This is a genomic window from Streptomyces sp. NPDC049837 (genome assembly GCF_040674455.1).
Taxonomy (GTDB): Bacteria; Actinomycetota; Actinomycetes; order Streptomycetales; family Streptomycetaceae; genus Streptomyces.
This window is the reverse complement of the sequence record NZ_JBFAMP010000010.1, coordinates 14,166-38,970: the sequence shown is the minus strand read 5'-3', so window position 1 is coordinate 38,970 and position 24,805 is coordinate 14,166. Positions and strand designations below refer to the sequence as shown.

Here is a 24,805-nt window from a genome sequence, read left to right as displayed (position 1 = left end):
GAACCCGAACGTGCCCAAGCCGCTGATCGGCGTCACGACCTACCTGGACCCCGCGAAGTGGGGCGTGTGGGAGCTGCCCGCCGCCCTGCTCCCGGAGGCGTACCCCCGCCTGGTCCAGGCGGCGGGCGGCATCGCCGCGATGCTCCCGCCGGACGCGCCGTCCCTCGCCGCCGACGTGGTCGCCCGCCTCGACGGCCTCGTCGTCGCGGGCGGCGCGGACGTCGACCCCTCCCGGTACGGAGCGGACCGCGACCCGCGTACGGGCCCGGAAGCGGCCGAGCGGGACGCCTGGGAGCTCGCCCTGATCCAGGCGGCCCTGGCCACCAGCACGCCCCTGCTCGGCATCTGCCGTGGCATGCAACTGCTGAACGTGGCCCTCGGCGGCACCCTGCTCCAGCACCTGGACGGCCACACCGGCGGCGTCGGCGTCTTCGGCACCCACACCGTCAAGCCGGTCCCGGGCACCCGGTACGCCTCGCTCGTCGGCGAGGCGACGGCGGTCCCGACGTACCACCACCAGGCCGTGGACCGGCTCGGCGACGGCCTGACCCCCTCGGCCCACGCGGAGGACGGCACCGTCGAGGCGGTCGAACTGGCGGGCGTGCGCTGGGCCCTGGGCGTGCAGTGGCACCCCGAGATGGGCGACGACCTGCGGGTGATGGAGGGGCTGGTCGCCGCTTCCTCATGACGGCCGGCTCAGCCCCGCGCCAGGGATACGGCCAGCTCAGCCCCGCGCCAGGGACAGCAGGTCGCGGGCCGGGCCGGTGGGGAGGGGGCCCGTGGGCCAGACCGCGCGGAGGGCGCGGTTCAGGTGGACGCCTTCGACGGGGACCTCGACGAGGCGGCGGGAGGCCAGCTCCTCGGTGACCGCGAGTTCGCTGAGCACCGCCGGACCCGCGCCGGTGACCGCGGCCGCCTTCACGGCCGTCGTGGAGGCGAGCTCCAGCAGCGGGTCGGCGAGGCCGCCGTGCTCGGCCAGTGCCGCGTCCAGGACCTGGCGGGTGCCCGAGCCGTACTCGCGCAGCACGAGCGGGGTGGCGGCCAGTTCGGCGGGCGTCAGCGGGGCGCGGCGGCGGGCCCAGCGGTGGGACGGTGCCGCGACCACCACCAGCCGGTCGTGGGCGACGACGACCGCGTCCAGGCCCTCCGGAACGGCGAGGCCCTCGACGTACCCCAGGTCCGCCTCCCCGGCGAGCAGGCTGGCCGCGACGGCGGTCGAGTTGCCCGCCTGGAGCGAGACCGCCGTGTCGGGGCGCTCGGCGCGCAGGGCGATGAGCCAGCCGGGCAGCAGGTACTCGGCGATGGTCATGGACGCGGCGACCCGCAGCCGCGAGTCACGCCGGTCGCGCAGCGCCTGGGCGCCCGCGTCGAACGCCTCGGCGGCCTCGACGACGCGCCGCGCCCAGTCCGTGACCAGAGCCCCCGCGTCGGTGAGGCGGGACCCGCGCGGGGAGCGGTCCACCAGGGCGACGCCCAGTTGCCGCTCCATGGAGCGGATGCGGCTGCTGGCGGCCGGCTGGGTGATCCCGACCTCGCGCGCGGCCCGGCCCAGGCTGCCGTGCCGGGCCACGGCGAGAAGCAGTTCCAGGGCCCCGAGATCGGGCACGCGATGCGAGACGCTCATAAATTAAGTTTATGACGTCATAGGGACGTGATCTCTGGTGGGGGGCATCACCGCAGGTCAGGGTGTGCCCATGGCAATCCTGGCGCAGCACCCACCACTCCCCCGCGTGTCCCGCACCACGGCCGTCCGGCACCTCGGACCCAACTGGTACGCGACGGTGATGGGCACCGCGATCGTCGCCAGCGCGGGCGCCACGCTGCCCCTCCGGGTACCGGGCCTCCGCACCGCCTGCGCCGCCGTGTGGGCGCTGTCCCTGCTGATGCTGCTCGCCCTCCTCGCGGCGCGCACGCTGCACTGGACGCACCATGGGGACCAGGCCCGGGCCCACCTCCTGGATCCGGCCGTTGCCCCGTTCTACGGGTGCCTGGCCATGGCGCTGGTCTCGGTCGGCGGCGGCGCCCTCGTCGTCGGCGAGGACTGGATCGGGACGGACGCGGCGGTCGCCCTCGACGCGGCGCTGTTCGTGGCGGGGACGGCGATCGGCCTGACCGCCGCCGTGACGATCCCGTACCTGATGGTGGTGCACCACAGGGCCGAGTCGGCCTCGCCGGTGTGGCTGCTGCCCGTCGTGTCGCCCATGGTGTCCGCCGCGCTCGGCCCCCTCCTCGTTCCGCATCTCCCGCCGGGGCAGTGGCAGCGGACGCTGCTGATCGCCTGCTACGGGATGTTCGGGCTGAGCCTGCTCGCGACGCTGGTGATGCTGCCGCTGGTCTTCGGCCGGCTGATGACCGGCGGGCCGCTGCCGCTCGCCCTGACGCCGACGCTGTTCCTGGTGCTGGGGCCGCTCGGCCAGTCCACGACGGCCGCCACCAAGTTCGCCGACGCGGCGCCGGGCGTGGCGTACGCGGGAGAGATCGCGGTGCTGTACGGGGTGCCCGTGATGGGGTTCGCCCTGATGTGGCTGGCGCTGGCCGGTGCGATGGTGCTGCGGGCCCGGCGCCGGGGCATGGGGTTCGCGATGACGTGGTGGGCGTTCACCTTCCCGGTGGGGACGTGCGTGACGGGCGCGGCGGGGCTGGCCCAGCACACCGGGCTGGCGGCGCTGCGGTGGCTGGCGGTGGGGCTGTACGCCCTGCTGGTGGCGGCGTGGCTGACGGCGGCCGTCAGGACGGCCCGGGGACTGGCCGGCGGAGCGCTTCTCGCAGCGCCTCCGGCGCCCCGGCCAGCGACGGCCCGTACCAGGTGAGGTACCGCCCGTCGACGAGCGCGGCGGGCAGCCCGCCGAACGCCTCGGGGCCGTCGTCGGCGGTGAAGCGGTACGGCTCGTCCGGCAGGACGACGAGGTCGGCCCCGGAGGCGCGCAGCTCGTCGAGCGGGACGCGCGGATAGCGCTCGGCGTGGTCCGCGTACACGTTGCCGACGCCGAGGCGGGCGAGCAGGTCGCCCGCGAAGGTGTCGCGGCCCAGCACCATCCAGGGGCGGCGCCAGATGGGCACGATCGCACGGCGGTACGGGTCCGGTGTCACCGCCGCCCAGGCCGCCTCCGCCGCGTCCAGCCAGCGCGGCCGGGTCCGCACCCCGCAGGCGCGCAGCACCCGGTCCAGTTCGGTGAACGCCTGGTCCAGGTCACGGACCTCGGTGACCAGGACGTCCAGCCCGGCGGCGCGCAGCGCGGCGAGATCGGGGGCCCGGTTCTCCTCCTCGTTGGCGACCACCAGGTCGGGGCGGAGGGCGACGATCGCGGCGACGTCCGGGTTCTTGGTTCCGCCGATACGGGTGACATCGAGCCCGGCGGGGTGGGTGCACCAGTTCGTGGCACCGACCAGCAGGCCGGGGGCCGTGACGGCGACGGCCTCGGTGAGGGAGGGGACGAGCGAGACGACCCGCATCAGGTCGCCGGGGGCGTGGTGGGCGGCGTCGTCGGCGTGGCCGGTGTCATCGTCTCGATGTGGTCGGCGACCGAGACGACGAGGACACGCGTGCGTGGGTCGCCGGCCCGCCAGCGGTGGCGGACGCCGCCGGAGAGGTACAGGGTGTCGCCGCGTTCCAGCCGGTACGCCCGGCCCTCGGCCTCCACCTGGGCGGCGCCGTCGGCGACGTACAGCATGGCGTCGTTGCGCAGCACCAGCTCCCGGCCGGCGTCGTGCTCGCCGGTGAACTCCTCGGCGTGCATCTGGTGCTCGCCGCGCACCAGGGCCCGCGCGCCGGGCCGGCCGGGGTCGTCGGCGGCGCGTACGACATCGACCGTGCGGGCCGGGTCGGCGGCGTCCAGCAGCGCCACCGTGGTGGTCTCCAGGGCGTCGGCGATCTGCTGGAGCGAACGCTCGCTGGGCCGCGCGCGCTCGTTCTCGATCTGGCTCAGGAAGGGCACGGACAGCCCACTGCGCTCGGCGACCGCGGCGAGGGTGAGCGCCATGGCTCTTCGCCTTCTGCGGACGGCCACGCCCACCCGAAGCGTTTCCTTGTCGTCCATCTCCTCGGCTCCCTCCCTCTGCGACCACCTTACGCAGCGGCGGTACCGCCGAGTAGCGCAACGGGAGGGAAAGCCGTGGAGGGGCGGGCCCGCGACGGGGCCCGCCCCACCGGACGGCTACACGGGGGCCATCTTGTCGGCGACGCCCGGGTTGGCGTCCAGCCAGGTGCGGACGGCCTCCTGCTCCTTGCCCTTGCCGGTCCGCTGGATGGTCGCCTCAAGGCTCGTGAGCTGCCGCTCGGTCATGCGGAAGTTCTTCAGCCACCGGCCCACCTCGGGGTTCTCGGCGGTGAAGCCCTCGCGGGCGAGGGTGTGCACGCCGTCGCCCTTGCCCCAGGTGCCCTTCGGGTCCTTGAGCTTCTTCAGGTCGTAGGTGGAGTACGCCCAGTGCGGCGACCAGAGGGTGACGACGACCGGCTCCTTCTTGGCGTACGCGCGCTTCAGCTCGGCCAGCATGCCGGGCGTGGAGCCGTCGACGACCTCGTACTCGCCCTCCAGGCCGTACTCCTTCAGGACCTTGTCCTTGAGCAGGCCCATCATTCCGGCGCTCGGCTCGATGCCGATGATCCGGCCCTTGAAGCGGTCCGCCTCGCCCTTGAGGTCGGCGAGGGAGTCGACGCCCTTCAGGTACGAGGGGACGGACAGCTCCAGGGAGGTGGGGCCGTACCAGGCGCCCATGTCCTCCAGTTGGTCGTGGTACTTGTCCCAGTAGGTGGCGTGCGTGACGGGCAGCCACGAGTCGGTCTGGACGTCGATCTGGCCATTGGCCATTCCGGTGTAGAGGGCGCCGGCTTCGTACTGCCTGGCGTCGACCTCGAAGCCGCGCCGCTCCAGGACCTCCTTCCAGAGGAAGGTGGAGGCGATGCCCTCGTCCCACGGGATGTAGCCCAGGGAGATCTTCCGGCCCTGGCCGACGTCCGTGCCGCCGGCGGCGGTGGACGTGGCCGCGCCGCCGAAGACGTTCATGCCGCCCGCCACGAGGGCGAGGACGACGGCGCCGACGACCGCGACGGCCGGCCGGGGACGGTGGTTGAGGACCGTCGCGCGGCCCCCGGTGAGGGCCTTCGCCCTGGCCAGGGCGCGGCGGCCGAGGGGCGACACCTGGCGGCCGAGCGCCCCGGTGATCCGGTCCAGGTACATGGCGAGGATGACGATGGAGATGCCGGCCTCGAAGCCGAGGCCGATGTCGACGTTGCCGATGGCCCGGTAGACCGCGCCGCCGAGTCCCCCGCCGCCGACCATGCCGGCGATGACGACCATGGACAGGCCCAGCATGATCACCTGGTTGATACCGGCCATGATCGTGGGCAGGGCGAGCGGCAGTTGGACGCGCAGCAGGGTGTTGCGCGGGGTGGTGCCGAACGCCTCGGCGGCCTCCACCAGCTCCTTGTCGACCTGGCGGATGCCGAGTTCGGTCATCCGCACGCCGGGCGGCAGGGCGAAGATGATGGTGGCGATGATGCCGGGGACCACGCCGACGCCGAAGAAGATGATCCCGGGGATCAGGTAGACCATGGCGGGCATGGTCTGCATGAAGTCCAGGACGGGCCGCGTCACGGCGCTGACGGCCTTGGACCGCGAGGCCCAGATGCCCAGTGGGACGGCGATGGCCAGCGTGACGACGGTGGCGACGAGCACCAGGCTGAGGGTCGACATGGCGTCGTCCCACAGGTCGACGGAGTCGATCAGCGCAAGGCCCGCGAAGGCGAGCACGCCGGCCAGCAGGCCGCGCAGCCACCAGGCGAGGACGGCGAGGATTCCGGCGAAGAGCAGCGGCTCGGGCGCGGAGAGGGCGGCGTCGATGCCGTCGTACATGCCGGTGACGACCGAGCTGATGGCGTCGAAGAGCCAGGACAGGTGGGACTGGAGCCAGTCGACACCACGGTCGACCCAGTCACCGAGCGGAAGCCTGGGCACGGGGCGCCTCCTTGGTGGTGGTCGTCGGGGTCGTGGTGGCGGTGGTGGTGATGGTGGCCGTGATGGTCGCGGGCTCTTCCGCCACGGGCCGGGCGGGGGACGACCGACCGGGGGTCGGTTCGTCGGCCGGCTGGTCGGCGACGGGCTGCACAGTGCCCGGCTGGTCGGTGGCCGAGCGCTCCGCGGCCGGCTCGCCGAGGGCCGCGAGCAGGCGGGCGCGGGTGATCACGCCGGCGAGCTCGCCCGTGCCGTCGGTGACGGCGACCGCGGCGCCGCTGGTGGAGCAGGGGGTGAACAGCTCGGCCAGCGGCGTGTCGAGCGGGACCGTGGCGGGCGCGGCGGCCAGGACGTCGGCGGCGGTACGCGGTCCCTCGCCGCTCTCGTCGGCGGTGCCGAACACGGTGTCCGGGTCGGCCATGATCGCGCCGGCGGTCAGGACGCGTGACCGGTCGACGTCCTGGATGAAGGAGGCGACGTAGTCGTTCGCGGGCCGGACGAGGATGTCCTCGGCGGAGCCGAGCTGGACGATCCGGCCGTCGCGCATGACGGCGATGCGGTCGCCGAGGCGCATGGCCTCGTTGAGGTCGTGGGTGATGAAGACGATCGTCTTCTTCAGCCGCTTCTGGAGCTCCAGGAGCTGGTCCTGCATGTCGCGGCGGATCAGCGGGTCGAGGGCGCTGAAGGACTCGTCCATCAGCAGCAGGTCGGCGTCGGTGGCGAGCGCTCGGGCCAGGCCGACGCGCTGCTGCATGCCGCCGGACAGCTCGTCCGGCCAGGACGTCTCCCAGCCGCCCAGGCCGCACAGCTCCAGGGCCTCGGCGGCGCGCCGTTCGCGCTCGGCGCGCGCGACGCCCTGCACTTCGAGGCCGTAGGCGGCGTTCTCCAGCACGCTGCGGTGCGGGAAGAGCGCGAAGTGCTGGAAGACCATGCTGATCTTCGTGGAGCGTACGCGGCGCAGCTCGCGCGGGCTGAGGGCGGTGAGGTCCTCGCCGTCGAAGAGGACGCGTCCGGCGGTCGGCTCCAGCAGTCCGTTGAGCATGCGCAGCAGCGTGGACTTGCCGGATCCGGACAGACCCATCACGACGAAGATCTGGCCCGGCTCGACGGCGAACGAGGCGTCGATCACCGCCGCGGTCGTCCCGTCGGCGCGCAACTCGTCGCGGCCGGCACCGGCTTGGAGCCTGCGCACCGCTTCGTCGGGTCGTCTGCCGAACACCTTGTACAGGTGCTCCGCCTGGAGCCTGCTCACATACACCTCACGCGTGGGAACGAACGGAACGGGTCGGTTGAAACAGGACAGAGCCCGCTCCGGTGCCGCACCTGCCCTTGCGCACACCGGACAAACGGAAAGGTGATCCACTTCACGCGGCGTCACGTCACGCGCCGCCGGGTGTCAGTGGGGTGCGGCATGATCGGAGATGTGACGCGACGCCTGATGCTCCTCGACACCGCTTCTCTCTACTTCCGCGCCTACTTCGGGGTCCCCGACTCCGTGCGGGCACCGGACGGCACGCCGGTCAACGCCGTGCGCGGGCTGCTGGACTTCATCGCCCGGCTGGTGCAGGACCGGCGGCCGGACGACCTGGTGGCCTGCATGGACGCGGACTGGCGGCCGGCCTGGCGGGTGGAGCTGATCCCGTCGTACAAGGCGCACCGGGTCGCCGAGGAGACGGAAGTGGGCCCCGACGAGGAGGAGATCCCGGACACGCTGTCACCCCAGGTGCCGGTGATCGAGGCGGTGCTGGACGCGCTGGGGATCGCCCGGGTGGGCGTCGCCGGGTACGAGGCGGACGACGTGATCGGCACCCTGGCCGGGCGGGCGGCGGGGCCGGTGGACATCGTGACGGGTGACCGGGACCTGTACCAGTTGGTGGACGACGCCCGGGGCGTGCGGGTGCTGTACCCGCTCAAGGGGGTGGGCACGCTCCAGGTGACGGACGAGGCGTGGCTGCGCGCGAAGTACGGGGTGGACGGGCCGGGGTACGCGGACCTGGCGCTGCTGCGCGGTGACCCGAGCGACGGGCTGCCGGGCGTGCCGGGCATCGGTGAGAAGACGGCGGCCAAGCTGCTCGACACGTACGGCGACCTGGCCGGGATCATGGCGGCGGTGGACGATCCGCGCTCGAAGCTGACGCCCGCGCAGCGGAGGCGACTGGACGAGTCCCGGGACTATCTGGCGGTCGCGCCGAAGGTGGTGCGGGTCGCCGGTGACGTGCCGCTGCCGGAGTTCGACCCGGCGCTGCCGGCGCAGCCGCGCGACGCGGCGGCGCTGGAGGAGCTGGCGGCGCGGTGGGGGCTGGGAGGCTCCCTGGAGCGGCTTCTCACGACGCTCCGGGGCTGAGGTGTTAGCTTAGGTAAGCCTAAGCAACCACACTCCCCGGGAGACCACCGTGGCGGAACAGCCGGCCCGTAAGGCACCCAAGGCGCAGGAGGCGCGTGTCGTGCGCACCGAGCGGCTCACGCCGCACATGGTGCGCATCGTCCTCGGCGGCGAGGGGCTGGCCGGGTTCGCCGCGGACGAGTTCACGGACCACTACATCAAGTTGGTCTTCCCGGCGCCGGGCGTGACCTACCCGGAGCCGTTCGACATGACGCGGATCCGGGAGGAGTTCCCGCGCGAGCAGTGGCCCACGACGCGTACGTACACGGTACGGGCGTGGGACCCCGCCCAGCGGGAGCTGACCGTCGACTTCGTCGTCCACGGCGACGAGGGCCTGGCCGGCCCGTGGGCGGCGCGGGCCCGGGTGGGCGAGACGGTCCGCTTCCTGGGGCCGGGCGGTGGCTACGCGCCGGACCCGGCGGCGGACTGGCACCTCCTGGTGGGCGACGAGAGCGCCCTGCCCGCGATCGCCGCGTCGCTGGAACGGCTCCCGGAGGGCGCCGTCGGGCACGCCTTCATCGAGGTCGAGTCGCCCGACGACGAGCAGAAGATCGCCCTGCCGGCCGGCGTCGAGCTCCGCTGGCTCCACCGCGCCGGCCGCCCGGTCGGCGACGCGCTGCTGTCCGCCGTCCAGGCCCTGGACTTCCCGCCCGGCGACGTGCACGCCTTCGTCCACGGCGAGGCCGGCTTCGTCAAGGACCTGCGCCGCCACCTCCGCCTGGAGCGCCAGGTGCCGCGCGAACGCCTCTCCATCTCCGGCTACTGGCGCCTGGGCAAGACGGACGAGGCCTGGCGCGCCATCAAGCGCGACTGGAACGAGCAGGTGGAACGCGAGCAGGAAACCCCACCGGCCGCCGCCTGACACAGCGGGCCCCTAGGCTGACCGCATGTCAGCCCCCGGCCCCACCGACCGCCTCGGCCGCACCGGCCCGACAGAGCCCACCGGCCACGCCCACCCCTCCGGCCGCGCCCACCCCACCGGCCGCGCCGACCGCGTCATCGGCACCGTCCTGGGGTCCGCCGTCGGTGACGCGCTCGGCGCGCCCTTCGAGTTCGGCCTGCCGGGTGTCCACTCCGCCCGTTTCCCGGACGGCGCCGGCGAGATGTGCGGAGGGGGCGGCTGGGACCCGGGCGAGGCCACGGACGACACACAGATGGCCGTCCTCGTCGGCGAGTCACTGCTGGAACGCCATGGGCTCGACCTCCCGGACGTCTTCGACCGGTTCCGGCGGTGGGCGGCCGGTGAGCCGAAGGACATCGGACTCCAGACCGAGGACGTCCTGACGAACGGCGAGCCCTGGAACCGCGCGGCCGCGCTCCACTTCCGGTCGAACGGGCGCGCCGCGGGCAACGGTTCGCTGATGCGGGCCTCCACATCCGCCGTGTACTTCGCGAACGCCGGCCGCACCGGGACCATGGACGCCGCCCGGCGGCTCGCGGCGCTCACGCACGGCGACCGTGCCGCGTGGGAGGGGCGCGGCCGTACTGCACGAGCTGGCCCGGGTCGCCCTGGACGGGGGCGACCCTCTGGCGGCCGTGCCGGACGCCCTGGCCGCCGTCCACGCGGATCACCGGGCCCGCTGGTCAACCGTCCTGGCACCCGACTGGCACCCCGGACCGGGCCACCGAGTTCAACGGGGCGGTGTGGCCGTGCCTGGGTTCGGCGCTCTGGGCGCTGCGGACGACCGGTTCGTTCGAGGACGCCCTGGCGGCGGCGATCGACCTGGGCGGTGACACCGACACGGTCGCGGCCGTCACTGGCATGCTGGCGGGTGCGGTGTACGGGGCCGGGGCGGTTCCGGGGCGCTGGGTGGCCGCCCTGCACGTGCCGCTGCCGGGGCACGGCGGGCGGGTGCTGCGCGCGCCGGAACTCGTCGCGCTGGCCGAGGCCCTCGCGGCCGGTCCCCCACGGTGACGCGCGGGGCCCGGCCGGGAAGCCCGGCCGGGCCCTGATGTAGGACGACGGGCGCGTCAGCCCACCGAGCTGTAGGCGACGACGCCCCGCAGCAGTGCGTCGACCGCCTTGCGGGCGTTCCTGGCGACCGTGCTGCCCTCGCCGGGCGCGGCCACCGCGATCTGGCCGAGCACGTCGATGACCTGCTTGCACCAGCGGACGAAGTCGCCCGCCGGCATCTCGGCCTCGCGCAGCACCTCGTCGAGGCTCTTGTCGGAGGCCCACTGATAGGCGGCCCAGGCGAAGCCCAGGTCCGGTTCGCGCTGGCCGACGCCCTCGGCCTGGTTGATCCGGAACTCCTCCTCCAGCGCGTCCAGCCGGCCCCAGATCCGCACCATCTCGCCGAGCGCCGCCTTGGCCTTGCCCGACGGGAGCTTCGGCGCGACCGCGTCGTCCGCCTGCCGGGCCTCGTAGACCAGCGCCGAGACGCACGCGGCCAGCTCGGCCGGGTTGAGGCCCTCCCAGACGCCGTCGCGCAGGCATTCGCTGGCCAGCAGGTCCAGTTCGCCGTAGAGCCGGGCGAGCCGCTTGCCGTGCTCGGTGACCTCGTCGCCGCGCAGGTAGTCCATCTCGGTCAGGAGCGCGACGATCCGGTCGAAGGTGCGGGCGATCGTGTTCGTCCGCCCCTCGATGCGCCGCTCCAACTGGCGTGTGTCGCGCTGGAGGCGGTGATACCGCTCGGCCCACCGCGCGTGGTCCTCCCGCTCGCTGCACCCATGGCACGGGTGCGCGCGCAGCGCGGTGCGCAGGCGGGCGATCTCGCGGTCGTCGGCGGCCGCGGAGCGCTGCTTGCGGTGCCGTTCCGGGGCTATGTGCCCGGCCTTGGTGCGCAGCGCGGACGCCAGGTCGCGCCGCGACTGCGGGGAACGCGGGTTGAACGACTTCGGGATGCGCATCCGTTCCAGCGGCTCGACCGGCACCGGGAAGTCGATCGACGCCAGCCGCTTGACCTGCCGTTCGGCGGTGAGGACCAGCGGGCGCGGCCCGTCGACGTGCTCGAAGCCACGGTGGCCGTTGGACCGCCCGGCCGGCAGGCCCGGGTCCAGCACCAGCGCCAGCCCGGCGAACTTGCCGGTCGGCACATGGATGACGTCACCCGGCTTGAGCCGCTCCAGGGACGTGGCGGCGGCCACCCTGCGCTGTGCGGCGCCCTGCTTGGCCAGCTCCGTCTCACGGTCCTTCAGCTCGCGGCGCAGCCGCGCGTATTCCTCGAAGTCCCCGAGGTGGCACGTCATGCCCTCCCGGTAGCCCTCCAGCCCCTCCTCGTTGCGCTGGACCTGGCGGGAGATGCCGACGACCGACCGGTCCGCCTGGAACTGCGCGAACGACGTCTCCAGCAGCTCGCGCGAGCGGTGCCGGCCGAACTGGTCGACCAGGTTGACCGCCATGTTGTACGAGGGCTTGAAGCTGGAGCGCAGCGGATACGTACGCGTACCGGCCAGGCCCGCGAGGTGGCCGGGGTCCATGCCGCGCTGCCAGAGGACCACCGCGTGGCCCTCGACGTCGATGCCGCGCCGGCCCGCGCGCCCGGTCAACTGGGTGTACTCACCCGGGGTGATGTCGGCGTGCTGTTCGCCGTTCCACTTGACCAGCTTCTCCAACACCACCGACCGGGCGGGCATGTTGATGCCGAGCGCCAGCGTCTCGGTGGCGAACACGGCCTTGACCAGGCCCTGTACGAACAGCTCCTCGACGACCTCCTTGAAGGTCGGCAGCATGCCCGCGTGGTGCGCGGCGATGCCCCGCTCCAGGCCTTCGAGCCATTCGTAGTAGCCGAGGACGTGCAGGTCCTCGGTGGGGATGGAGGCGGTGCGCTCCTCGACTATCTCCCGGACCCGCGCGCGCCCCTCCTCGTCGTTGAGCCGGAGGCCCGCGTACAGGCACTGCTGAACGGCGGCCTCGCAGCCGGCCCGGCTGAAGATGAACGTGATGGCGGGCAGCAGCCCCTCGGCGTCCAGCCGCTCGATGACCTCGGGCCGCCCGGGCGTCCAGATCCGCGACCGCTGCCGCCGCTCCCGCTCGCGGTCGGCCTCCCGGCCGCGGCGCCGGTCACGGCCGTTGTACGACGGGCGCGAGTTCTCCATGCGGGCCAGGCGGACCAGGTCCGGGTTGACCTCCCGCCGGGCGGACCCACGGCCGCCGTGGTCGGTCTCCTCCTCGAAGAGGTCGTAGATCCGGCGCCCCGCCAGGACGTGCTGCCACAGCGGCACCGGCCGGCTCTCGGAGACGATCACCTCCGTGTCGCCACGGACGGTGTCGAGCCAGTCGCCGAACTCCTCGGCGTTCGACACCGTCGCGGAGAGCGACACCAGGGTCACGGACTCCGGGAGGTGGATGATCACTTCCTCCCAGACGGCTCCGCGGAACCGGTCGGAGAGGTAGTGCACCTCGTCCATCACCACATAGCCCAGGCCCCGGAGGGACTGCGAGCCCGCGTACAGCATGTTGCGGAGGACCTCGGTGGTCATCACGATGACCGGGGCCTCGGAATTGACGCTGTTGTCGCCGGTCAGCAGGCCGACCTTGCCCGGTCCGTACCGCTTGACCAGGTCGGCGTACTTCTGGTTCGACAGGGCCTTGATGGGCGTGGTGTAGAAGCACTTGCGCCCCTGCTCCAGGGCGAGGTGCACGGCGAACTCACCGACGATGGTCTTGCCCGAGCCGGTGGGCGCCGCGACGAGTACTCCCTTGCCGTCCTCCAGGGCACGGCAGGCCTCGACCTGGAACGGGTCCAGCTCGAAGTCGTAGAGGGCGCGGAAAGCAGCGAGCGCGGTTGCCTGCTCGGCGGCGCGGAGCCTGGCGGCCGCGTACGCCTCCGCGGGTGTGAGTTCTTCTGTCATCTTGCTATCGAGCCTACCCGCCGGCACTGACAGTCAGCCGATCTTTAATCGGCCCGCCGGCCCGTGACCATGGGGCTACGCAGCGAGAACGGCCGAAGGCCCACCAGGGGGCTCCTGGAGGGCCTTCGTTCCGCATGGGCGTGCGCCGGGGGCGCACAGGTCAGGTGATGTCGTCGTACCCGTTCACCCGCTGTGAGCGACTGCCGTCCGCCTGCTCGGGCAGCGCCGGGACGGAGGGGATGGGCTCGGCCGCGTCGATGGCCGCGGGGGTGAGGTCCAGCGCGGAGGCTTCGTCGTCGGAGAGCCCGCGGTCGGGGTTCCTGAACTGCCGGCGCCGGTCGTTGAGCAGCGAGATGCCGACCGCGATGAAGTAGAGCACCGCCAGCGGACCGGCCAGCAGGATCATCGAGAGCGGGTCACCGCCGGGGGTGGCGATCGCGGCGAACGCCGTAAGGCCGATGATCATGCCCCGCCACCAGCGGAGCATGCGCCGCCCGGTGAGGACGCCCGTGAAGTTCAGCAGGATCAGCAGCAGCGGCAGTTCGAAGGCCAGACCGAAGACGATCACCATGCGGGTGATCAGGTCGAGGTAGTCGTCGAGCGGGATCAGGTTCTTCGCGCCGTCCGGCGTGAAGCTCAGCATGATCTCCGCCGTCTGCGGCAGGATCGTGTACGCGACCCACGCCCCGAGGAGGAAGAGCGGGACGCCGATGGCCGCGAAGCCGAGCGCGTAGCGCTTCTCCTGCTTGTGCAGGCCCGGGGCCACGAACGCCCAGAGCTGGTAGAGCCAGACCGGGGTGGCCGCCAGGACGCCCGCCATCAGCGCCACCTTGAGCGCGATCGTGAACGGCGACAGCAGACCGTTGGTCGTCATGTCCGCGCACGGCCTGCCGTCCTTGGTGACGACCCGGCCTCCCGTGCAGCCGACCGACTCCAGGATCGGCTCCATCAGGAACTCGAAGATGGCCTTCTGGAAGAAGGCCGCGACGATCACCGCTACCGCAATGGCGATTACCGACTTCAGCAGCCGGTTCCGCAGTTCACGCAAATGATCGACAAGGGGCATCCGCCCCTCGTCGTTCTTCTCCCGCTTGCGGGCAGACTTGAGCAACCCACTTCCCTTGTCTCGTGCGATGTGCGGCAGCCGTCAGCGCGTAACGCGCAGCGCGTAATCCGCGCGCGTGTGCGTCAGCTCTTGGTGGTGTTCTGCTCCGCGACCGGGCGGGCGCTGCTCACGTCGCCGGGGGCGGCCTGAATCGTGCGCGGGGCGGGCTGCTGCTGGGCCGTCGTGTCCGTGGTGGGCGCGGGGGCGGACTCGGCGTCGTCCTTCTTCATGGCCTTCGCCTCGCTCTTGAGGATGCGAGCCGACTTGCCCAGCGAACGAGCCATCTCAGGAAGCTTCTTGGCGCCGAAAAGCAGCAGGATGACGACGATGATCAGAACGATCTCGAGGGGCTTCAGATTGCCGATCATGTGCTACTTCCTTCTCACCGAGGCGGCTGGGGGAGTGGGACTTACCTGTGCGACCGGACGGTTGTCCAGCCCCATGCTGCAAGGATCGTAACTCGCACGGGTAAACGCCGGGCAATCCCCGTGCATACTCCGCGTTCCGGGCAGGCACCTCAACACCAGGGAACACCCGCGCCGGAATCAGCAGCGTACCTCCCGCACCTGCGTGCGAGGAGACCGCGCGTCATCGCAAACTGTCGCCGGTACGGGCGAGATCGGTGGCCGCCCGCTCCAGGTCCTCGGCGGCGCGATTGATCCGCTGTGTGGTGTGCGTCACTTGGCGACCGAGGCGTTGCGCCTCGATGAACACCCGGATGCCGAGGACGCCGAGGACGGCGATACCGAGGAACCCCAGGGCGATGGCGAGCATGGGCCAGAACATGCGCAGAGCCTAGACGACACTCAGACAGTGGAGTGGAGGCGCAGCGTCCGCACTCCGCCGCCGGTGAGGAGCTCGACGATGCGCTCGCCGGCGGGCTTGCGCACGGCCGAGCCGCATTCGGGGCAGGTGAAGGAGTAGAAGGTGGTGCGGCGACTGGCACCGATGGCCAGCCGCAGGGAGCCGGCCGAGAGTTCGAAGCGGGCCTGGCACTCGGGGCAGGCGGCCTTGAAGAGGACCGGGGCGACCGGGGCCGACGGCGACGAGAAGACTCCGGACATCACGGACGAATCCCTCAATTCCATCAATTTCCTCAACGGCTGCCTGAACTGGGGCTGTACTGCGGCTGTACCGGGCCCGTACGCGGGTTCGTACGGGACCTGTACGGGGCCTGTACCGCGGCTCGACCGGCGCGGTTCCGCCTACTCCTGGTCCTGCTCCTGGTCGTCGTACGCGGCCAGCGCCTCGCACGCCGCCTGCCGGGCACTCGCCGCCAGCTCCGGCGGGGAGACGATCCGGCCCTCCCTGCCCAGGCGCAGGGCGAGCCGCCGCAGCGACGCCGGGTCCGGCGTGCGCAGCGTGATGCTCAAGCCCCCGTCGGGCAGTTCCTCCGCGCTGTCGTGGGGGTAGTACTCGGCCACCCACCGGCCGCCCGGCCCCACCTCGACCACGACCTCCGGGTCGTCGGCGGAGGGCTGGACCAGGCCCTCGGACAGATCGCGCAGCTCGATCTCCGGCGGCGCGGAGGGCTCGTCCAGCAGCCGGATCTCGGCCACCCGGTCGAGGCGGAAGGTGCGCCGGGCCTCGGACAGGCGGCACCAGGCCTCCATGTACGTGTGGCCGACGGCGAAGAGCCGGATCGGGTCGACCTCGCGCTCGGTCAGCTCGTCCCGCGCGGGCGAGTAGTAACGCAGCCACAGCCGGCGCCGCTCCGAGATGGCGCGGTCGACCTCGGCGAACACACCGCCCTCGGACTCGAACGTCACCGACAGCCGGGAGCTCGCGCCCGCCGCCTCCCCCGCCGCGGCCTCCAGCTTGGCGGTGGCGCGCAGCAGCGCCTCCCGGTCGCCCTCGCGCAGCCCTGGCAGGGTGGCGACGGCCCGCGCCGCGACCAGCAGCGCGGTCGCCTCGTCGGCGGCGAGCCGCAGCGGCTCGGCGACGTCGTCGGGGTTGTGCCACCAGATCTGCTCGCCGTCCGTGTCGATGTCGAGCAGGTCACCGCCCCGGAAACTGGTCCCGCACATGGGCAGTACGTCGAGGTCGGAGATCAGCTCGTCCTCAGTGATGCCGAACGCCCGTGCGACGTCCCCGACGTGGGCGCCGGGGCGCTCACGCAGATAGGTCACCAGGGACAGCATCCGCCTGGTCTGGTCGATCGCGTTCGCGGCCATCGTCTTTCCGTCCCCCTCAGCCCTTGGCCACGGCGCGCAGCCGGTCCACCACATCGGCCCGCAGATCGGCCGGTTCCAGTACGACGACGTCCGGGCCGAACTCGACGAGCCAGGCGTCCAGTCCGTGCCCGTACGGAATCTCCAGCTCGTCCCAGCCGTCCCCCAGCTCCCGTACCGACAGGGCGCGGGCGCGCAGCGGGTAGCCGCAGTCGGTGCGCAGCCGGATGCGGGCGGACCGCGTCGCCGTCTCCCCCGCCCAGCTCTCGACGGTCTCGCGCACGGTCGACACGTCCGGTACGGGCGCGGTGAACGCCCCGGCGCGGGAGCGGACCTTGCCGGTGATCCGGGAGAGCCGGAAGACGCGCTCGGCGCCCCGGTCGCGGTCCCAGCCGGCCAGGTACCAGTGGCCGCGCCAGCACTCCAGCGTCCACGGCTCGACGTGCCGGGTCTCGGGGCGGGCGGCGTTGCCCTTGCGGTACTCGAACACGACGGGGCGCCGGTCCCGGCAGGCCAGCATCAGCGGCTCGAAGGCGGCCTCGTGGACCGGGATGCGCGGTTCGAGGGCGCTGTGCGGGATGTCGTAGGAGTCCTCCGCCTCGGGCATGCCGGCCGCGCGGAGCTTCTGGAGGGCGCCGCTGGCGGCGCCGGCCAGCCGGGCCTGCTGCCAGACCTTGGCGGCGAGGCCCAGCGCGGCGGCCTCCTCGGCGTCGAGCTGGATGGGGGGCAGCCGGTTGGAGTCGCGGCGGGCGAGGTATCCGGTCTCGCCGTCCAGGTTCTCCACGGTCTCGATGACCAGGCCGAGCTCGCGCAGATCGTCCTTGTCGCGCTCGAACATCCGGTTGAAGGAGTCGTCGGAGCCGGCTTCCAGGTAGGCCTCGATCGAGCTGCGCAGTTCCCGCTTGCTGAGCGGGCGCCGGGTTCCCAGCAGGCACAGCGCCAGATTCATCAGCCGCTCGGCCTTGGCAATGGCCATCGACGCCCTGCACCTCTTCTTATGGAGTCACTTTTACCGCTCAACGTACCGCCCCGGGGTGTCGCGGCAAAAGTCGCGTCCGGCCGCCGCACCGGGCCTCGTGGCAAGGCCGAGGGCCCGTACCTGGCGGCACGGGCCCTCGGGGTGACCGTCAGACGGCGACCAGGTCGCAGACGAAGATCAGCGTCTCGCCGGGCGCGATGACGCCGCCACCGGCGCCGCGGTCGCCGTACGCGAGGTGCGGCGGGATGGTCAGCTTGCGGCGGCCACCGACCTTCATGCCCTGCACGCCCTGGTCCCAGCCCTGGATGACCTGGCCGGCACCGAGCTGGAACGCCAGCGGCTTGCCGCGGTTCCAGGACGCGTCGAACTCCTCACCGGTGGAGAAGGCCACGCCCACGTAGTGGACCTGGACCGTGGCACCGGCCTTGGCCTCGGGACCGTCACCCTCCCAGATGTCCTCGATCTGGAGCTCGGTCGGCGCCGGGCCCTCGGGAAAGTCGATCTCGGGCTTGTCGATGTTCACGAAAAACAGTGCTCCTCAGAGATGTACTGATCAACCGGGACAGTCTTACATCACGGCCAGGATGTCGAGTGAGAAGACCAGGGTGGAGTTGGCGGGGATGTCGCCGGACGCCTGGGCGCCGTAGCCCAGCTCGGGCGGGACGACGAGCATCACGCGGCTGCCGACCTTCTTGCCGGCGAGGCCCTGCTGCCAGCCCTTGATCAGGCTCTGGAGCGGGAACTCGGCCAGCTCGCCCCGCTTGTAGCTGGCGTCGAACTCCTTGCCGCCGTCCCACAGGACACCCTTGTACTGGAGCAGCAGCTTGTCCGTGGGCTTGACGGCCGGGCCGTCGCCCTCCAGGACGTACTTCGCGACCAGGTCCTTGGGCGCGGCCTTCTTCGGTACGTCGATGGAGGGGGCCTTGCCGTCGGTGTTGGTGCCGACCTTGGGCAGGTCGATGTTGTCCTGGGCGACCTCCTTGCCCTTGGCGGAGCTCTTGCCGTTGAAGGAGCCGCGGATGTCGACGACGAACACCAGCGTGTCGGTGCCCTTGATGCCGGCCTGCGGGTTGCCCTGCGTGCCGTAGCCGAGCGCCGGGGGGATGGCCAGCTCGACCCGGCTGCCGACCTTCTTGCCGGGCAGCGCCTGGTCCCAGCCCGGGATGAGCTGGCCCACGCCGATCCGCGAGGTCAGCGGCACGCCGCGGTCGTAGGAGTTGTCGAAGACCTTCGCCGAGTCCCAGACCTGCCCGAGGTAGTCGAACTGGAGGAAGTCACCCTTGGCGACCGTCTGGCCCGTGCCCGCGACGACCGTCTTCACCGCGAGGTCGGACGACGGCTTGCCCGGGCCCTTGGCGACGGTCGGCTTCTGACCGAACTTCGTCCCCGCCGTGATGGCGGGCAGCGGGCCCTCCACGATCTTCGCGGAGGGTTCCGTGGGAGTGGACGGGCTCTTGTCGGTCTTGGCCTGGTCGGGCTTGTCGTCACCGCAGCCCGCGAGGGTGAGCAGGCCGGCGGGGACGGCGAGTAGGAGGGAGCGACGGCGCACGGAATGCCTCGTATCTTGGTCGGGATCTCGGATCTATAGGTCTTCGCTGTCGAGTTCGCGAGGGGTGTCGGTCACTCTACGGCGTGACTGTACGGCGTGGATGAGGCGCCGTACGAGCAACGCACGGCGCCTCCCAGCGCAGATCCCGGTGTCCCGGCCGGCGTCCGGTCCGCGGAGCCTCACATTCCGGCGATGAGCTTCTCCACCCGGTCGTCGACGGACCGGAAGGGGTCCTTGCACAGCACTGTGCGCTGCGCCTGGTCGTTGAGCTTGAGGTGCACCCAGTCGACGGTGAAGTCCCGCCGCTGCTCCTGCGCACGGCGGATGAAGTCGCCGCGCAGCCGTGCCCTGGTGGTCTGCGGGGGCACCGACTTGCCCTCGAAGATCTTCAGGTCGTTGCAGATCCGGGCGGCCTGGCCCTTCTTCTCCAGCAGGTAGTAAAGCCCGCGCCGGCGGTGGATGTCGTGGTAGGCGAGGTCTATCTGGGCGACCCTCGGGTGCGACATGGTCATGTTGTGCTTGGCCCGGTACCGCTCCAGCAGCTTGTACTTCATGACCCAGTCGATCTCGGTGCCGATGCGGTCGAGGTCCTCCTCCTCGATGGCGTCCAGCGTGCGGCCCCACAGCTCCAGGACCTGCGCGACCGTGCCTGTACGGATGCCACGCCGGTCGACGAAGTCGGCGGCCTTCTCGTAGTACTCGCGCTGGACCTCCAGGGCGGAGGCCTCGCGTCCGCTGGCGAGCCGCACCTTGCGCTGTCCGGTGATGTCGTGGCTGACCTCGCGGATCGCCCGGATCGGGTTCTCCAGGGTGAGGTCGCGCATCACCGTGCCCGCCTCGATCATGCGCAGGACGAGGTCGGTGGCGCCGACCTTCAGCAGCATGGTCGTCTCGGACATGTTCGAGTCGCCGACGATCACGTGCAGGCGGCGGTACCGCTCGGCGTCCGCGTGCGGTTCGTCGCGGGTGTTGATGATGGGCCGGGAGCGGGTCGTCGCGGAGCTGACGCCCTCCCAGATGTGCTCGGCGCGCTGGCTGACGCAGTAGACGGCGCCGCGCGGGGTCTGCAGCACCTTTCCGGCGCCGCAGAGCAACTGCCTGGTGACGAGGAACGGAATGAGGATGTCCGCGAGCCGCGAGAACTCTCCGTGACGGGCGACGAGATAGTTCTCGTGACAGCCGTAGGAGTTTCCCGCCGAGTCGGTGTTGTTCTTGAAGAGATAGACGTCGCCCGCGATTCCCTCCTCGTGCAGGCGGCGTTCGGCGTCGACGAGCAGGCCCTCGAGAATGCGCTCGCCGGCCTTGTCGTGGGTGACCAGTTCGGTCACGTTGTCGCATTCGGGAGTTGCGTATTCCGGATGCGATCCCACGTCGAGGTAGAGGCGGGCGCCGTTCCGCAGGAAGACGTTGCTGCTGCGGCCCCATGACACGACACGGCGGAAGAGGTAGCGCGCCACTTCGTCAGGAGACAGTCGGCGCTGTCCCCTGAACGTGCACGTGACGCCGTACTCGTTCTCCAGCCCGAAAATGCGGCGGTCCATGACTGAACATTACGCCTGATGCGGTGTGCTGAAACCGGGTTCGACGGCACCGTTTCGATCATTTTCCGATGCCGCCACGACATCTTCGGCGTGTTGTGCTCCACGGCGGGGAACTGCCAGTACGCGCCCGGTGGCCAGCAGGACGAGCAGGGCGACGAAACCGCCGGCGCCCGCCACGGCGAAACTCGCGGTGGTGCCGGAGTGCTGGACGACCGGGCCGGCCACGGCCGTTCCGGCGGCGGCTCCCACGCCGAAGGTGGTGACCAGCCAGGAGAACGCCTCGGTGACCGTGCCGCGCGGGGCGTGCCGGTCGACGACGATGAACGCGCACGCGATGGCGGGCGCCAGGAACACCCCCGACAGGGCGGCCAGAGCCGTCATGGACACCACACCGGGCGTGAGCATCAGCGGCAGGTAACCGAGCGCCAGCAGGCCGACGAGCACGCGCAGGCGGCGTTCCGGGGCGCCTGCCCAGTGCCGGGCTCCGTAGACCGCGCCACCGATGAGCGCGCCGAGGCCGAGGGCGGCCATCAGCCAGCCGTAGACGGACTCACGGCCGTGGTCCTCGGCGTACGAATAGGCCGCGACCGTGATGGAGCCGAGGGCGAGGCCGACGAAGAAGAAGGAGGCGAGCAGGGCCAGCAGCCCCGGTGAGCGCAGCGCGCCGAGCCAGTGGGCCTCGCGGGGCGCGGAGCGCCAGGCGCGGGAGGGTTCGGACAGGACGACGGACAGGGCGCCGAGCACCCCGATCGCGTTGATGACGAGCAGGGCGGCGGCGGGCGACCAGAGCGAGACGAGCAGCGTGACCAGCAAGGGGCCGACGGTGAACATGACCTCCTGGGCGACCGCGTCCATGGCGTACGCCCGGTGGACGCGGTCCTCGCGGCCGAGGACGCTCGGCCACAGGGCGCGCAGGCCGCCCTCCAGGGGCGGGGTGAACAGCCCGGCGACGGCGACGGCCGCGTAGGTGAGCGGCAGGGGATCGATGCCGGCGAGGACCAGCAGGGCCATGCCGAGGGCGGACACCAGGGCCGCCGGGAGCTGGACGCGGGGCTGGCCGTACAGGTCGACGGCGCGGCCGAGGAGGGGCTGGCCGATGGCGTTGCCGATGCCGTACACGGCGGCGAGTGCGCCGGCCAGGCTGTAGCTGCCGCCCTCGGCCCGCGTGAACACCATGATCGCGATGGGGCCGGTGCCGTTGGGGAGGCGTCCTATGAGGGTGCCTATGAGGAGCCTGGCGGCATGGGGTGCCTTCAGGATGTCGGCGTATCCGCCCGGTGCGGCGGCCATGTGCTGCCCCTCTCCCCCGGCACCCGGCCGAGGTTTTACGTATAACGTCCTTCGTCATACGTACCATGACGGCATCCCGCGGGTCCACCCTCGCGGCCGTGATCGTCGAAGCGGAGGCGTGCGTGCACCACCCGGACCCAGCGGTTCCCGACCCGGCGCCCCGCCAGGCGCGCCCCACCAGCCGGGACGTCGCCCGGGTCGCGGGGGTCTCGCAGGCCACCGTGTCGCTGGTGCTCGGCGAGAAGTGGCGCGGGCGGGTCTCGGAACGCACGGCACGGCTGGTGCGGGAGACGGCCGACGAGCTCGGCTACCGGCCCAACCTCGCGGCGCGCAACCTCCGCCTGGGGCGTACCAGGACCGCGCTGCTGGTGGTGCCCGCCCTCACCAACGAGTTCTTCGCCCGCGTTTACACGGGCGCCGCCCGGGTCGCCGCCGAGCACGGCTTCGGTGTGGTCCTGTACCCCTCCCCCGAGGGCATCGGCCCGGCGAAGGACCCGTTCGCCTCGGCGCGGGCGGCGCTGGACGGGGTGATCGCCTCGTCGATGGCCGCCGAGGCGCTGCGAGCGATCCGCGGAACGGACCTGCCACTGGTGATGCTGGACAGCGACCCGGCCGACCCGGGTGCCGCCGCGCACGTGAACCTCGACATCGCCGACGGCATGCGGCAGGTGACGGACCATCTGCTGGCCCTCGGTCACCGCCGCTTCGTGCACCTGTCGTCAGCGGTGCCGTCCTGGACCTTCGACGTACGCGACCGGGCCCTGGCCGCGTGCCTGGGCGGCGTACCGGGGGTCTCCGTGCGGACCGTTCCGGCGCCGCTGGAGGTGGACGGCGCCCGGGAGGCCGCCGAGCGCGCGCTGACGGCGCCGGGGCCGCGCCCGACGGCCCTGGTCTGCGACGACGACATCGTGGCGGCGGGTGCCTGCAAGGCGGTACGGCGGCTGGGGCTGCGGGTTCCGGAGGACGTGTCGGTCACCGGGTTCGACGACCTGGCGCTCGCCACGGCGGTGGAACCGGAGCTGACCACGGTACGGCTGCCCGCGGAACGGATCGGCGAGCGCGGGATGACGGCCCTGCTGGACGTCCTCGCAGGCCGCCCCCCGGAGCGCGGCGACCTTCCGGTCACCCTGATGCCCCGCGGCTCCTCGGGCCCGCCCCCGGCCTCCTGACCCAGCGCACGAGGCCCGGGGCGGCCAGGGCCCCGCGTCACGAGCCCCCCGGGGCTCAGCAGCCCGCCGCGGGCCCCGACGCCGCGCAGCAGGGCCTCTGACGCGCCGGTGCCCCGGGCCGCGCGCGGGCGGTCCGGGGCACCGATGGCGGGAGGGAGAGCCGTCAGTCCTCCGACTGGCCCGGCTCCTCCGGTTCCTCGTCCGAGGGGGCGTCCGTCGGGGTGGAGGCCGAGGCGTCCGCCTCCAGCAGGCGGGACAACTGGCGGCCGACGATCCGCTTGAACTTGCGCTGCTGCGGGCGCGTGCGGTCCAGGATCGCCACCTCCAGCCGCTCCGCGGGGATCTCCCGCTCGCTGCCGTTGGTGTCCCGGGACAGCGCCTGCACGGCGAGCTTCAGCGCTTCGGCGAGCGACATCCCGTCGCGGTGCCGCTGGTCGAGGAAGCTGCTGATCTGCTCGGCGTTGCCGCCGACCGCGACCGAGCCGTGCTCGTCCACGATCGAGCCGTCGTGCGGCAGCCGGTAGATCTGGTCGCCCTCGGGGGAGGTCCCCACCTCGGCGACGACCAGCTCCACCTCGTACGGCTTCTCGCCCGCGCTGGAGAAGATGGTGCCCAGCGTCTGGGCATAGACGTTGGCGAGCCCACGGGCCGTCACGTCGTCGCGGTCGTAGGTGTAGCCACGCAGGTCCGCGTACCGCACGCCGCCGATCCGCAGGTTCTCGTACTCGTTGTACTTACCGGCCGCGGCGAAACCGATCCGGTCGTAGATCTCGCTGAACTTGTGCAGCGCACGGGACGGGTTCTCACCGACGAAGACGATGCCGTCGGCGTACTGCAGCACAACCAGGCTGCGTCCACGGGCGATGCCCTTGCGGGCGTATTCCGCCCGGTCCTGCATGGCCTGTGCGGGCGAGACATAGAACGGCGTCGTCACCGGCTATCCGTCCCTTTCTTCAGGTGGACAAACATCAGAGCGGCTCAGAGCAGCGCGGCGCGCGGGCCGTCGGGCTGTTCCAGGCGGCGCTCCAGGATCGCGCGGGCGGTCTCGGAGGACTCCGCCTCGGTCAGCCGCCGGAAGCCCTCGTCGGTGATCACCGTGACGATCGGGTAGATCCGGCGGGCCACGTCCGGGCCGCCGGTCGCCGAGTCGTCGTCCGCCGCGTCGTAGAGCGCCTGCACGACCAGGGTGATGGCCTGCTGCTCCGTGAGGTCGTCGCGGTAGAGCTTCTTCATGGCTCCCCGGGCGAAGATCGAACCGGAGCCGGTGGCCGCGAAGCCGTGCTCCTCGGAGCGGCCGCCCGTCACGTCGTAACTGAAGATCCGGCCCTTCTCGCGCTCGACGTCCCAGCCGGCGAAGAGCGGAACGACGGCCAGGCCCTGCATGGCCATGCCCAGATTGCTGCGGATCATGGTGGAGAGCCGGTTGGCCTTGCCCTCCAGGGAGAGCTGGGCGCCCTCGACCTTCTCGAAGTGCTCCAGTTCGAGCTGGAAGAGCTTGACCATCTCCACGGCGAGGCCGGCGGTGCCGGCGATGCCCACGGCCGAGTACTCGTCGGCCGGGAAGACCTTCTCGATGTCCCGCTGGGCGATCATGTTGCCCATCGTGGCGCGCCGGTCACCGGCGAGCACCACACCGCCGGGGAACGTGGTGGCGACGATGGTCGTGCCGTGCGGTGCCTCGATGGCGCCCTGCACGGGCGGCAGGGTCCGCCTGCCGGGCAGCAGCTCTGGCGAGTGGTCGGCCAGGAAGTCCATGAACGAGGAGGAGCCGGGCGTCAGGAAGGCTGCCGGCAGACGCCCGATGCTACGAGGGTTGGCTTCCACGCGTTTCCTTCCGAAATGAGGCGGCGGCCCGCCGCGGCGGCGGTCGGGC

Annotated in this window: 24 protein-coding genes and 1 pseudogene; 6 read left to right on the top strand and 19 right to left on the bottom strand. The window is 72.1% G+C overall.

Features of this window, described 5'->3' with window-relative positions; translation table 11 throughout:
* Nucleotides 1-10: 10 nt before the first annotated feature.
* Nucleotides 11-688, top strand: coding sequence for a gamma-glutamyl-gamma-aminobutyrate hydrolase family protein (locus tag AB0J57_RS25570; RefSeq protein WP_366130621.1), 678 nt, complete (start codon nt 11-13; stop codon nt 686-688).
* A gap of 36 nt (nt 689-724) precedes the next feature.
* On the opposite strand, the gene AB0J57_RS25565 is transcribed toward AB0J57_RS25570, so the two are convergent.
* Nucleotides 725-1,624, bottom strand: a complete 900-nt coding sequence (locus AB0J57_RS25565) for a LysR family transcriptional regulator (RefSeq protein ID WP_366130620.1) — start codon at nt 1,622-1,624, stop codon at nt 725-727.
* 70 nt (nt 1,625-1,694) lie between these two features.
* On the opposite strand from AB0J57_RS25565, the gene AB0J57_RS25560 reads away from it, so the two are divergent.
* Complete coding sequence (locus AB0J57_RS25560; RefSeq protein ID WP_366130619.1) at nt 1,695-2,810, top strand: TDT family transporter; 1,116 nt, start codon at nt 1,695-1,697, stop codon at nt 2,808-2,810.
* Here the strand turns inward: AB0J57_RS25560 and AB0J57_RS25555 are convergent.
* From AB0J57_RS25555 to AB0J57_RS25540, 4 genes are all read right to left on the bottom strand, one after another.
* On the bottom strand, nt 2,728-3,453 hold the full coding sequence (locus AB0J57_RS25555; protein ID WP_366130618.1) for a helical backbone metal receptor: 726 nt from the start codon (nt 3,451-3,453) through the stop codon (nt 2,728-2,730). The two genes, AB0J57_RS25560 and AB0J57_RS25555, sit on opposite strands and share 83 nt — an antisense overlap.
* Nucleotides 3,453-4,037, bottom strand: a complete 585-nt coding sequence (locus tag AB0J57_RS25550; RefSeq protein ID WP_366130617.1) for a helix-turn-helix domain-containing protein — start codon at nt 4,035-4,037, stop codon at nt 3,453-3,455. The genes AB0J57_RS25555 and AB0J57_RS25550 overlap by 1 nt, the downstream gene beginning before the upstream one ends.
* A 117-nt stretch (nt 4,038-4,154) precedes the next feature.
* Nucleotides 4,155-5,954 (bottom strand): ABC transporter permease/substrate binding protein, encoded by a 1,800-nt coding sequence (locus AB0J57_RS25545; RefSeq protein WP_366130616.1) that lies wholly within the window; start codon nt 5,952-5,954, stop codon nt 4,155-4,157.
* On the bottom strand, nt 5,932-7,203 hold the full coding sequence (locus AB0J57_RS25540; protein ID WP_366130615.1) for a glycine betaine/L-proline ABC transporter ATP-binding protein: 1,272 nt from the start codon (nt 7,201-7,203) through the stop codon (nt 5,932-5,934). Before AB0J57_RS25540 ends, AB0J57_RS25545 begins: the two co-directional genes overlap by 23 nt.
* Nucleotides 7,204-7,389: 186 nt before the next feature.
* Here AB0J57_RS25540 and AB0J57_RS25535 point away from each other — a divergent pair, with 186 nt between their 5' ends.
* Together AB0J57_RS25535 and AB0J57_RS25530 are read left to right on the top strand one after the other, a co-directional pair.
* Nucleotides 7,390-8,295, top strand: a complete 906-nt coding sequence (locus AB0J57_RS25535; protein ID WP_366130824.1) for a 5'-3' exonuclease — start codon at nt 7,390-7,392, stop codon at nt 8,293-8,295.
* A gap of 49 nt (nt 8,296-8,344) precedes the next feature.
* On the top strand, nt 8,345-9,196 hold the full coding sequence (locus tag AB0J57_RS25530; RefSeq protein ID WP_366130614.1) for a siderophore-interacting protein: 852 nt from the start codon (nt 8,345-8,347) through the stop codon (nt 9,194-9,196).
* Nucleotides 9,197-9,224: 28 nt separating this feature from the next.
* Here AB0J57_RS25530 and AB0J57_RS25525 read toward each other — a convergent pair whose 3' ends face one another.
* Entirely contained in the window at nt 9,225-9,407 is a 183-nt protein-coding gene (locus AB0J57_RS25525) for a hypothetical protein (protein ID WP_366130837.1), read from the bottom strand.
* On the opposite strand from AB0J57_RS25525, the pseudogene AB0J57_RS25520 reads away from it, so the two are divergent.
* Nucleotides 9,333-10,249 (top strand): annotated as a pseudogene (locus tag AB0J57_RS25520) (ADP-ribosylglycohydrolase family protein). The gene AB0J57_RS25525 and the pseudogene AB0J57_RS25520 sit on opposite strands and share 75 nt — an antisense overlap.
* Before the next feature lie 56 nt (nt 10,250-10,305).
* On the opposite strand, the gene AB0J57_RS25515 reads toward AB0J57_RS25520, so the two are convergent.
* The 11 genes from AB0J57_RS25515 to AB0J57_RS25465 all read right to left on the bottom strand — a co-directional run bounded on the left by AB0J57_RS25515 (nt 10,306) and on the right by AB0J57_RS25465 (nt 21,763).
* Nucleotides 10,306-13,128 (bottom strand): DEAD/DEAH box helicase, encoded by a 2,823-nt coding sequence (locus tag AB0J57_RS25515; protein WP_366130613.1) that lies wholly within the window; start codon nt 13,126-13,128, stop codon nt 10,306-10,308.
* 160 nt (nt 13,129-13,288) lie between these two features.
* The gene (tatC, locus tag AB0J57_RS25510; protein ID WP_366130612.1) at nt 13,289-14,239 is read right to left on the bottom strand and encodes a twin-arginine translocase subunit TatC; all 951 of its coding nucleotides are present in this window, start codon (nt 14,237-14,239) and stop codon (nt 13,289-13,291) included.
* Between the two features lie 77 nt (nt 14,240-14,316).
* A complete protein-coding gene (tatA, locus tag AB0J57_RS25505) occupies nt 14,317-14,601 on the bottom strand; it encodes a Sec-independent protein translocase subunit TatA (protein WP_366130611.1) in 285 nt (94 codons plus the stop codon).
* A 220-nt stretch (nt 14,602-14,821) separates the two neighbouring features.
* On the bottom strand, nt 14,822-15,019 hold the full coding sequence (locus AB0J57_RS25500) for a hypothetical protein (protein WP_366130610.1): 198 nt from the start codon (nt 15,017-15,019) through the stop codon (nt 14,822-14,824).
* A gap of 20 nt (nt 15,020-15,039) precedes the next feature.
* The gene (locus tag AB0J57_RS25495; RefSeq protein WP_366130609.1) at nt 15,040-15,297 is read right to left on the bottom strand and encodes a hypothetical protein; all 258 of its coding nucleotides are present in this window, start codon (nt 15,295-15,297) and stop codon (nt 15,040-15,042) included.
* 141 nt (nt 15,298-15,438) lie between these two features.
* The gene (locus AB0J57_RS25490; RefSeq protein WP_366130608.1) at nt 15,439-16,407 is read right to left on the bottom strand and encodes a WYL domain-containing protein; all 969 of its coding nucleotides are present in this window, start codon (nt 16,405-16,407) and stop codon (nt 15,439-15,441) included.
* A gap of 16 nt (nt 16,408-16,423) precedes the next feature.
* Nucleotides 16,424-17,380 carry a WYL domain-containing protein gene (locus AB0J57_RS25485; protein ID WP_366130607.1) on the bottom strand — a complete coding sequence of 319 codons (957 nt, stop codon included), beginning with the start codon at nt 17,378-17,380 and terminating at the stop codon, nt 16,424-16,426.
* Between the two features lie 151 nt (nt 17,381-17,531).
* Entirely contained in the window at nt 17,532-17,906 is a 375-nt protein-coding gene (locus AB0J57_RS25480; protein WP_366130606.1) for an FKBP-type peptidyl-prolyl cis-trans isomerase, read from the bottom strand.
* A 45-nt stretch (nt 17,907-17,951) separates the two neighbouring features.
* Nucleotides 17,952-18,932: an FKBP-type peptidyl-prolyl cis-trans isomerase gene (locus tag AB0J57_RS25475; RefSeq protein WP_366130605.1), complete on the bottom strand. Its 981-nt coding sequence runs from the start codon at nt 18,930-18,932 to the stop codon at nt 17,952-17,954.
* A gap of 179 nt (nt 18,933-19,111) precedes the next feature.
* Nucleotides 19,112-20,473 (bottom strand): Pup--protein ligase, encoded by a 1,362-nt coding sequence (gene pafA, locus AB0J57_RS25470; protein WP_073758312.1) that lies wholly within the window; start codon nt 20,471-20,473, stop codon nt 19,112-19,114.
* Between the two features lie 9 nt (nt 20,474-20,482).
* Nucleotides 20,483-21,763 (bottom strand): MFS transporter, encoded by a 1,281-nt coding sequence (locus AB0J57_RS25465; protein WP_366130604.1) that lies wholly within the window; start codon nt 21,761-21,763, stop codon nt 20,483-20,485.
* Nucleotides 21,764-21,828: 65 nt separating this feature from the next.
* On the opposite strand from AB0J57_RS25465, the gene AB0J57_RS25460 reads away from it, so the two are divergent.
* Nucleotides 21,829-22,932, top strand: coding sequence for a LacI family DNA-binding transcriptional regulator (locus tag AB0J57_RS25460; RefSeq protein WP_366130603.1), 1,104 nt, complete (start codon nt 21,829-21,831; stop codon nt 22,930-22,932).
* Between the two features lie 163 nt (nt 22,933-23,095).
* On the opposite strand, the gene prcA is transcribed toward AB0J57_RS25460, so the two are convergent.
* Both prcA and prcB read right to left on the bottom strand, forming a co-directional pair.
* Nucleotides 23,096-23,866 (bottom strand): proteasome subunit alpha, encoded by a 771-nt coding sequence (gene prcA / locus AB0J57_RS25455; protein ID WP_366130602.1) that lies wholly within the window; start codon nt 23,864-23,866, stop codon nt 23,096-23,098.
* A gap of 44 nt (nt 23,867-23,910) precedes the next feature.
* Complete coding sequence (gene prcB, locus AB0J57_RS25450; RefSeq protein ID WP_366130601.1) at nt 23,911-24,756, bottom strand: proteasome subunit beta; 846 nt, start codon at nt 24,754-24,756, stop codon at nt 23,911-23,913.
* Nucleotides 24,757-24,805 lie beyond the last annotated feature (49 nt).

Coding starts and splice junctions, on each gene's coding strand:
- AB0J57_RS25465 (WP_366130604.1), bottom strand. CDS start 21,763: ATGGCCGCCGCACCGGGCGGATACGCCGACATCCTGAAGGCACCCCAT.
- AB0J57_RS25500 (WP_366130610.1), bottom strand. CDS start 15,019: ATGTTCTGGCCCATGCTCGCCATCGCCCTGGGGTTCCTCGGTATCGCC.
- AB0J57_RS25560 (WP_366130619.1), top strand. CDS start 1,695: ATGGCAATCCTGGCGCAGCACCCACCACTCCCCCGCGTGTCCCGCACC.
- AB0J57_RS25555 (WP_366130618.1), bottom strand. CDS start 3,453: ATGCGGGTCGTCTCGCTCGTCCCCTCCCTCACCGAGGCCGTCGCCGTC.
- tatA (WP_366130611.1), bottom strand. CDS start 14,601: ATGATCGGCAATCTGAAGCCCCTCGAGATCGTTCTGATCATCGTCGTC.
- AB0J57_RS25490 (WP_366130608.1), bottom strand. CDS start 16,407: ATGGCCGCGAACGCGATCGACCAGACCAGGCGGATGCTGTCCCTGGTG.
- AB0J57_RS25495 (WP_366130609.1), bottom strand. CDS start 15,297: ATGTCCGGAGTCTTCTCGTCGCCGTCGGCCCCGGTCGCCCCGGTCCTC.
- AB0J57_RS25485 (WP_366130607.1), bottom strand. CDS start 17,380: ATGGCCATTGCCAAGGCCGAGCGGCTGATGAATCTGGCGCTGTGCCTG.
- AB0J57_RS25460 (WP_366130603.1), top strand. CDS start 21,829: ATGACGGCATCCCGCGGGTCCACCCTCGCGGCCGTGATCGTCGAAGCG.
- AB0J57_RS25535 (WP_366130824.1), top strand. CDS start 7,390: ATGCTCCTCGACACCGCTTCTCTCTACTTCCGCGCCTACTTCGGGGTC.
- AB0J57_RS25550 (WP_366130617.1), bottom strand. CDS start 4,037: ATGGACGACAAGGAAACGCTTCGGGTGGGCGTGGCCGTCCGCAGAAGG.
- pafA (WP_073758312.1), bottom strand. CDS start 20,473: ATGGACCGCCGCATTTTCGGGCTGGAGAACGAGTACGGCGTCACGTGC.
- AB0J57_RS25515 (WP_366130613.1), bottom strand. CDS start 13,128: ATGACAGAAGAACTCACACCCGCGGAGGCGTACGCGGCCGCCAGGCTC.
- AB0J57_RS25565 (WP_366130620.1), bottom strand. CDS start 1,624: ATGAGCGTCTCGCATCGCGTGCCCGATCTCGGGGCCCTGGAACTGCTT.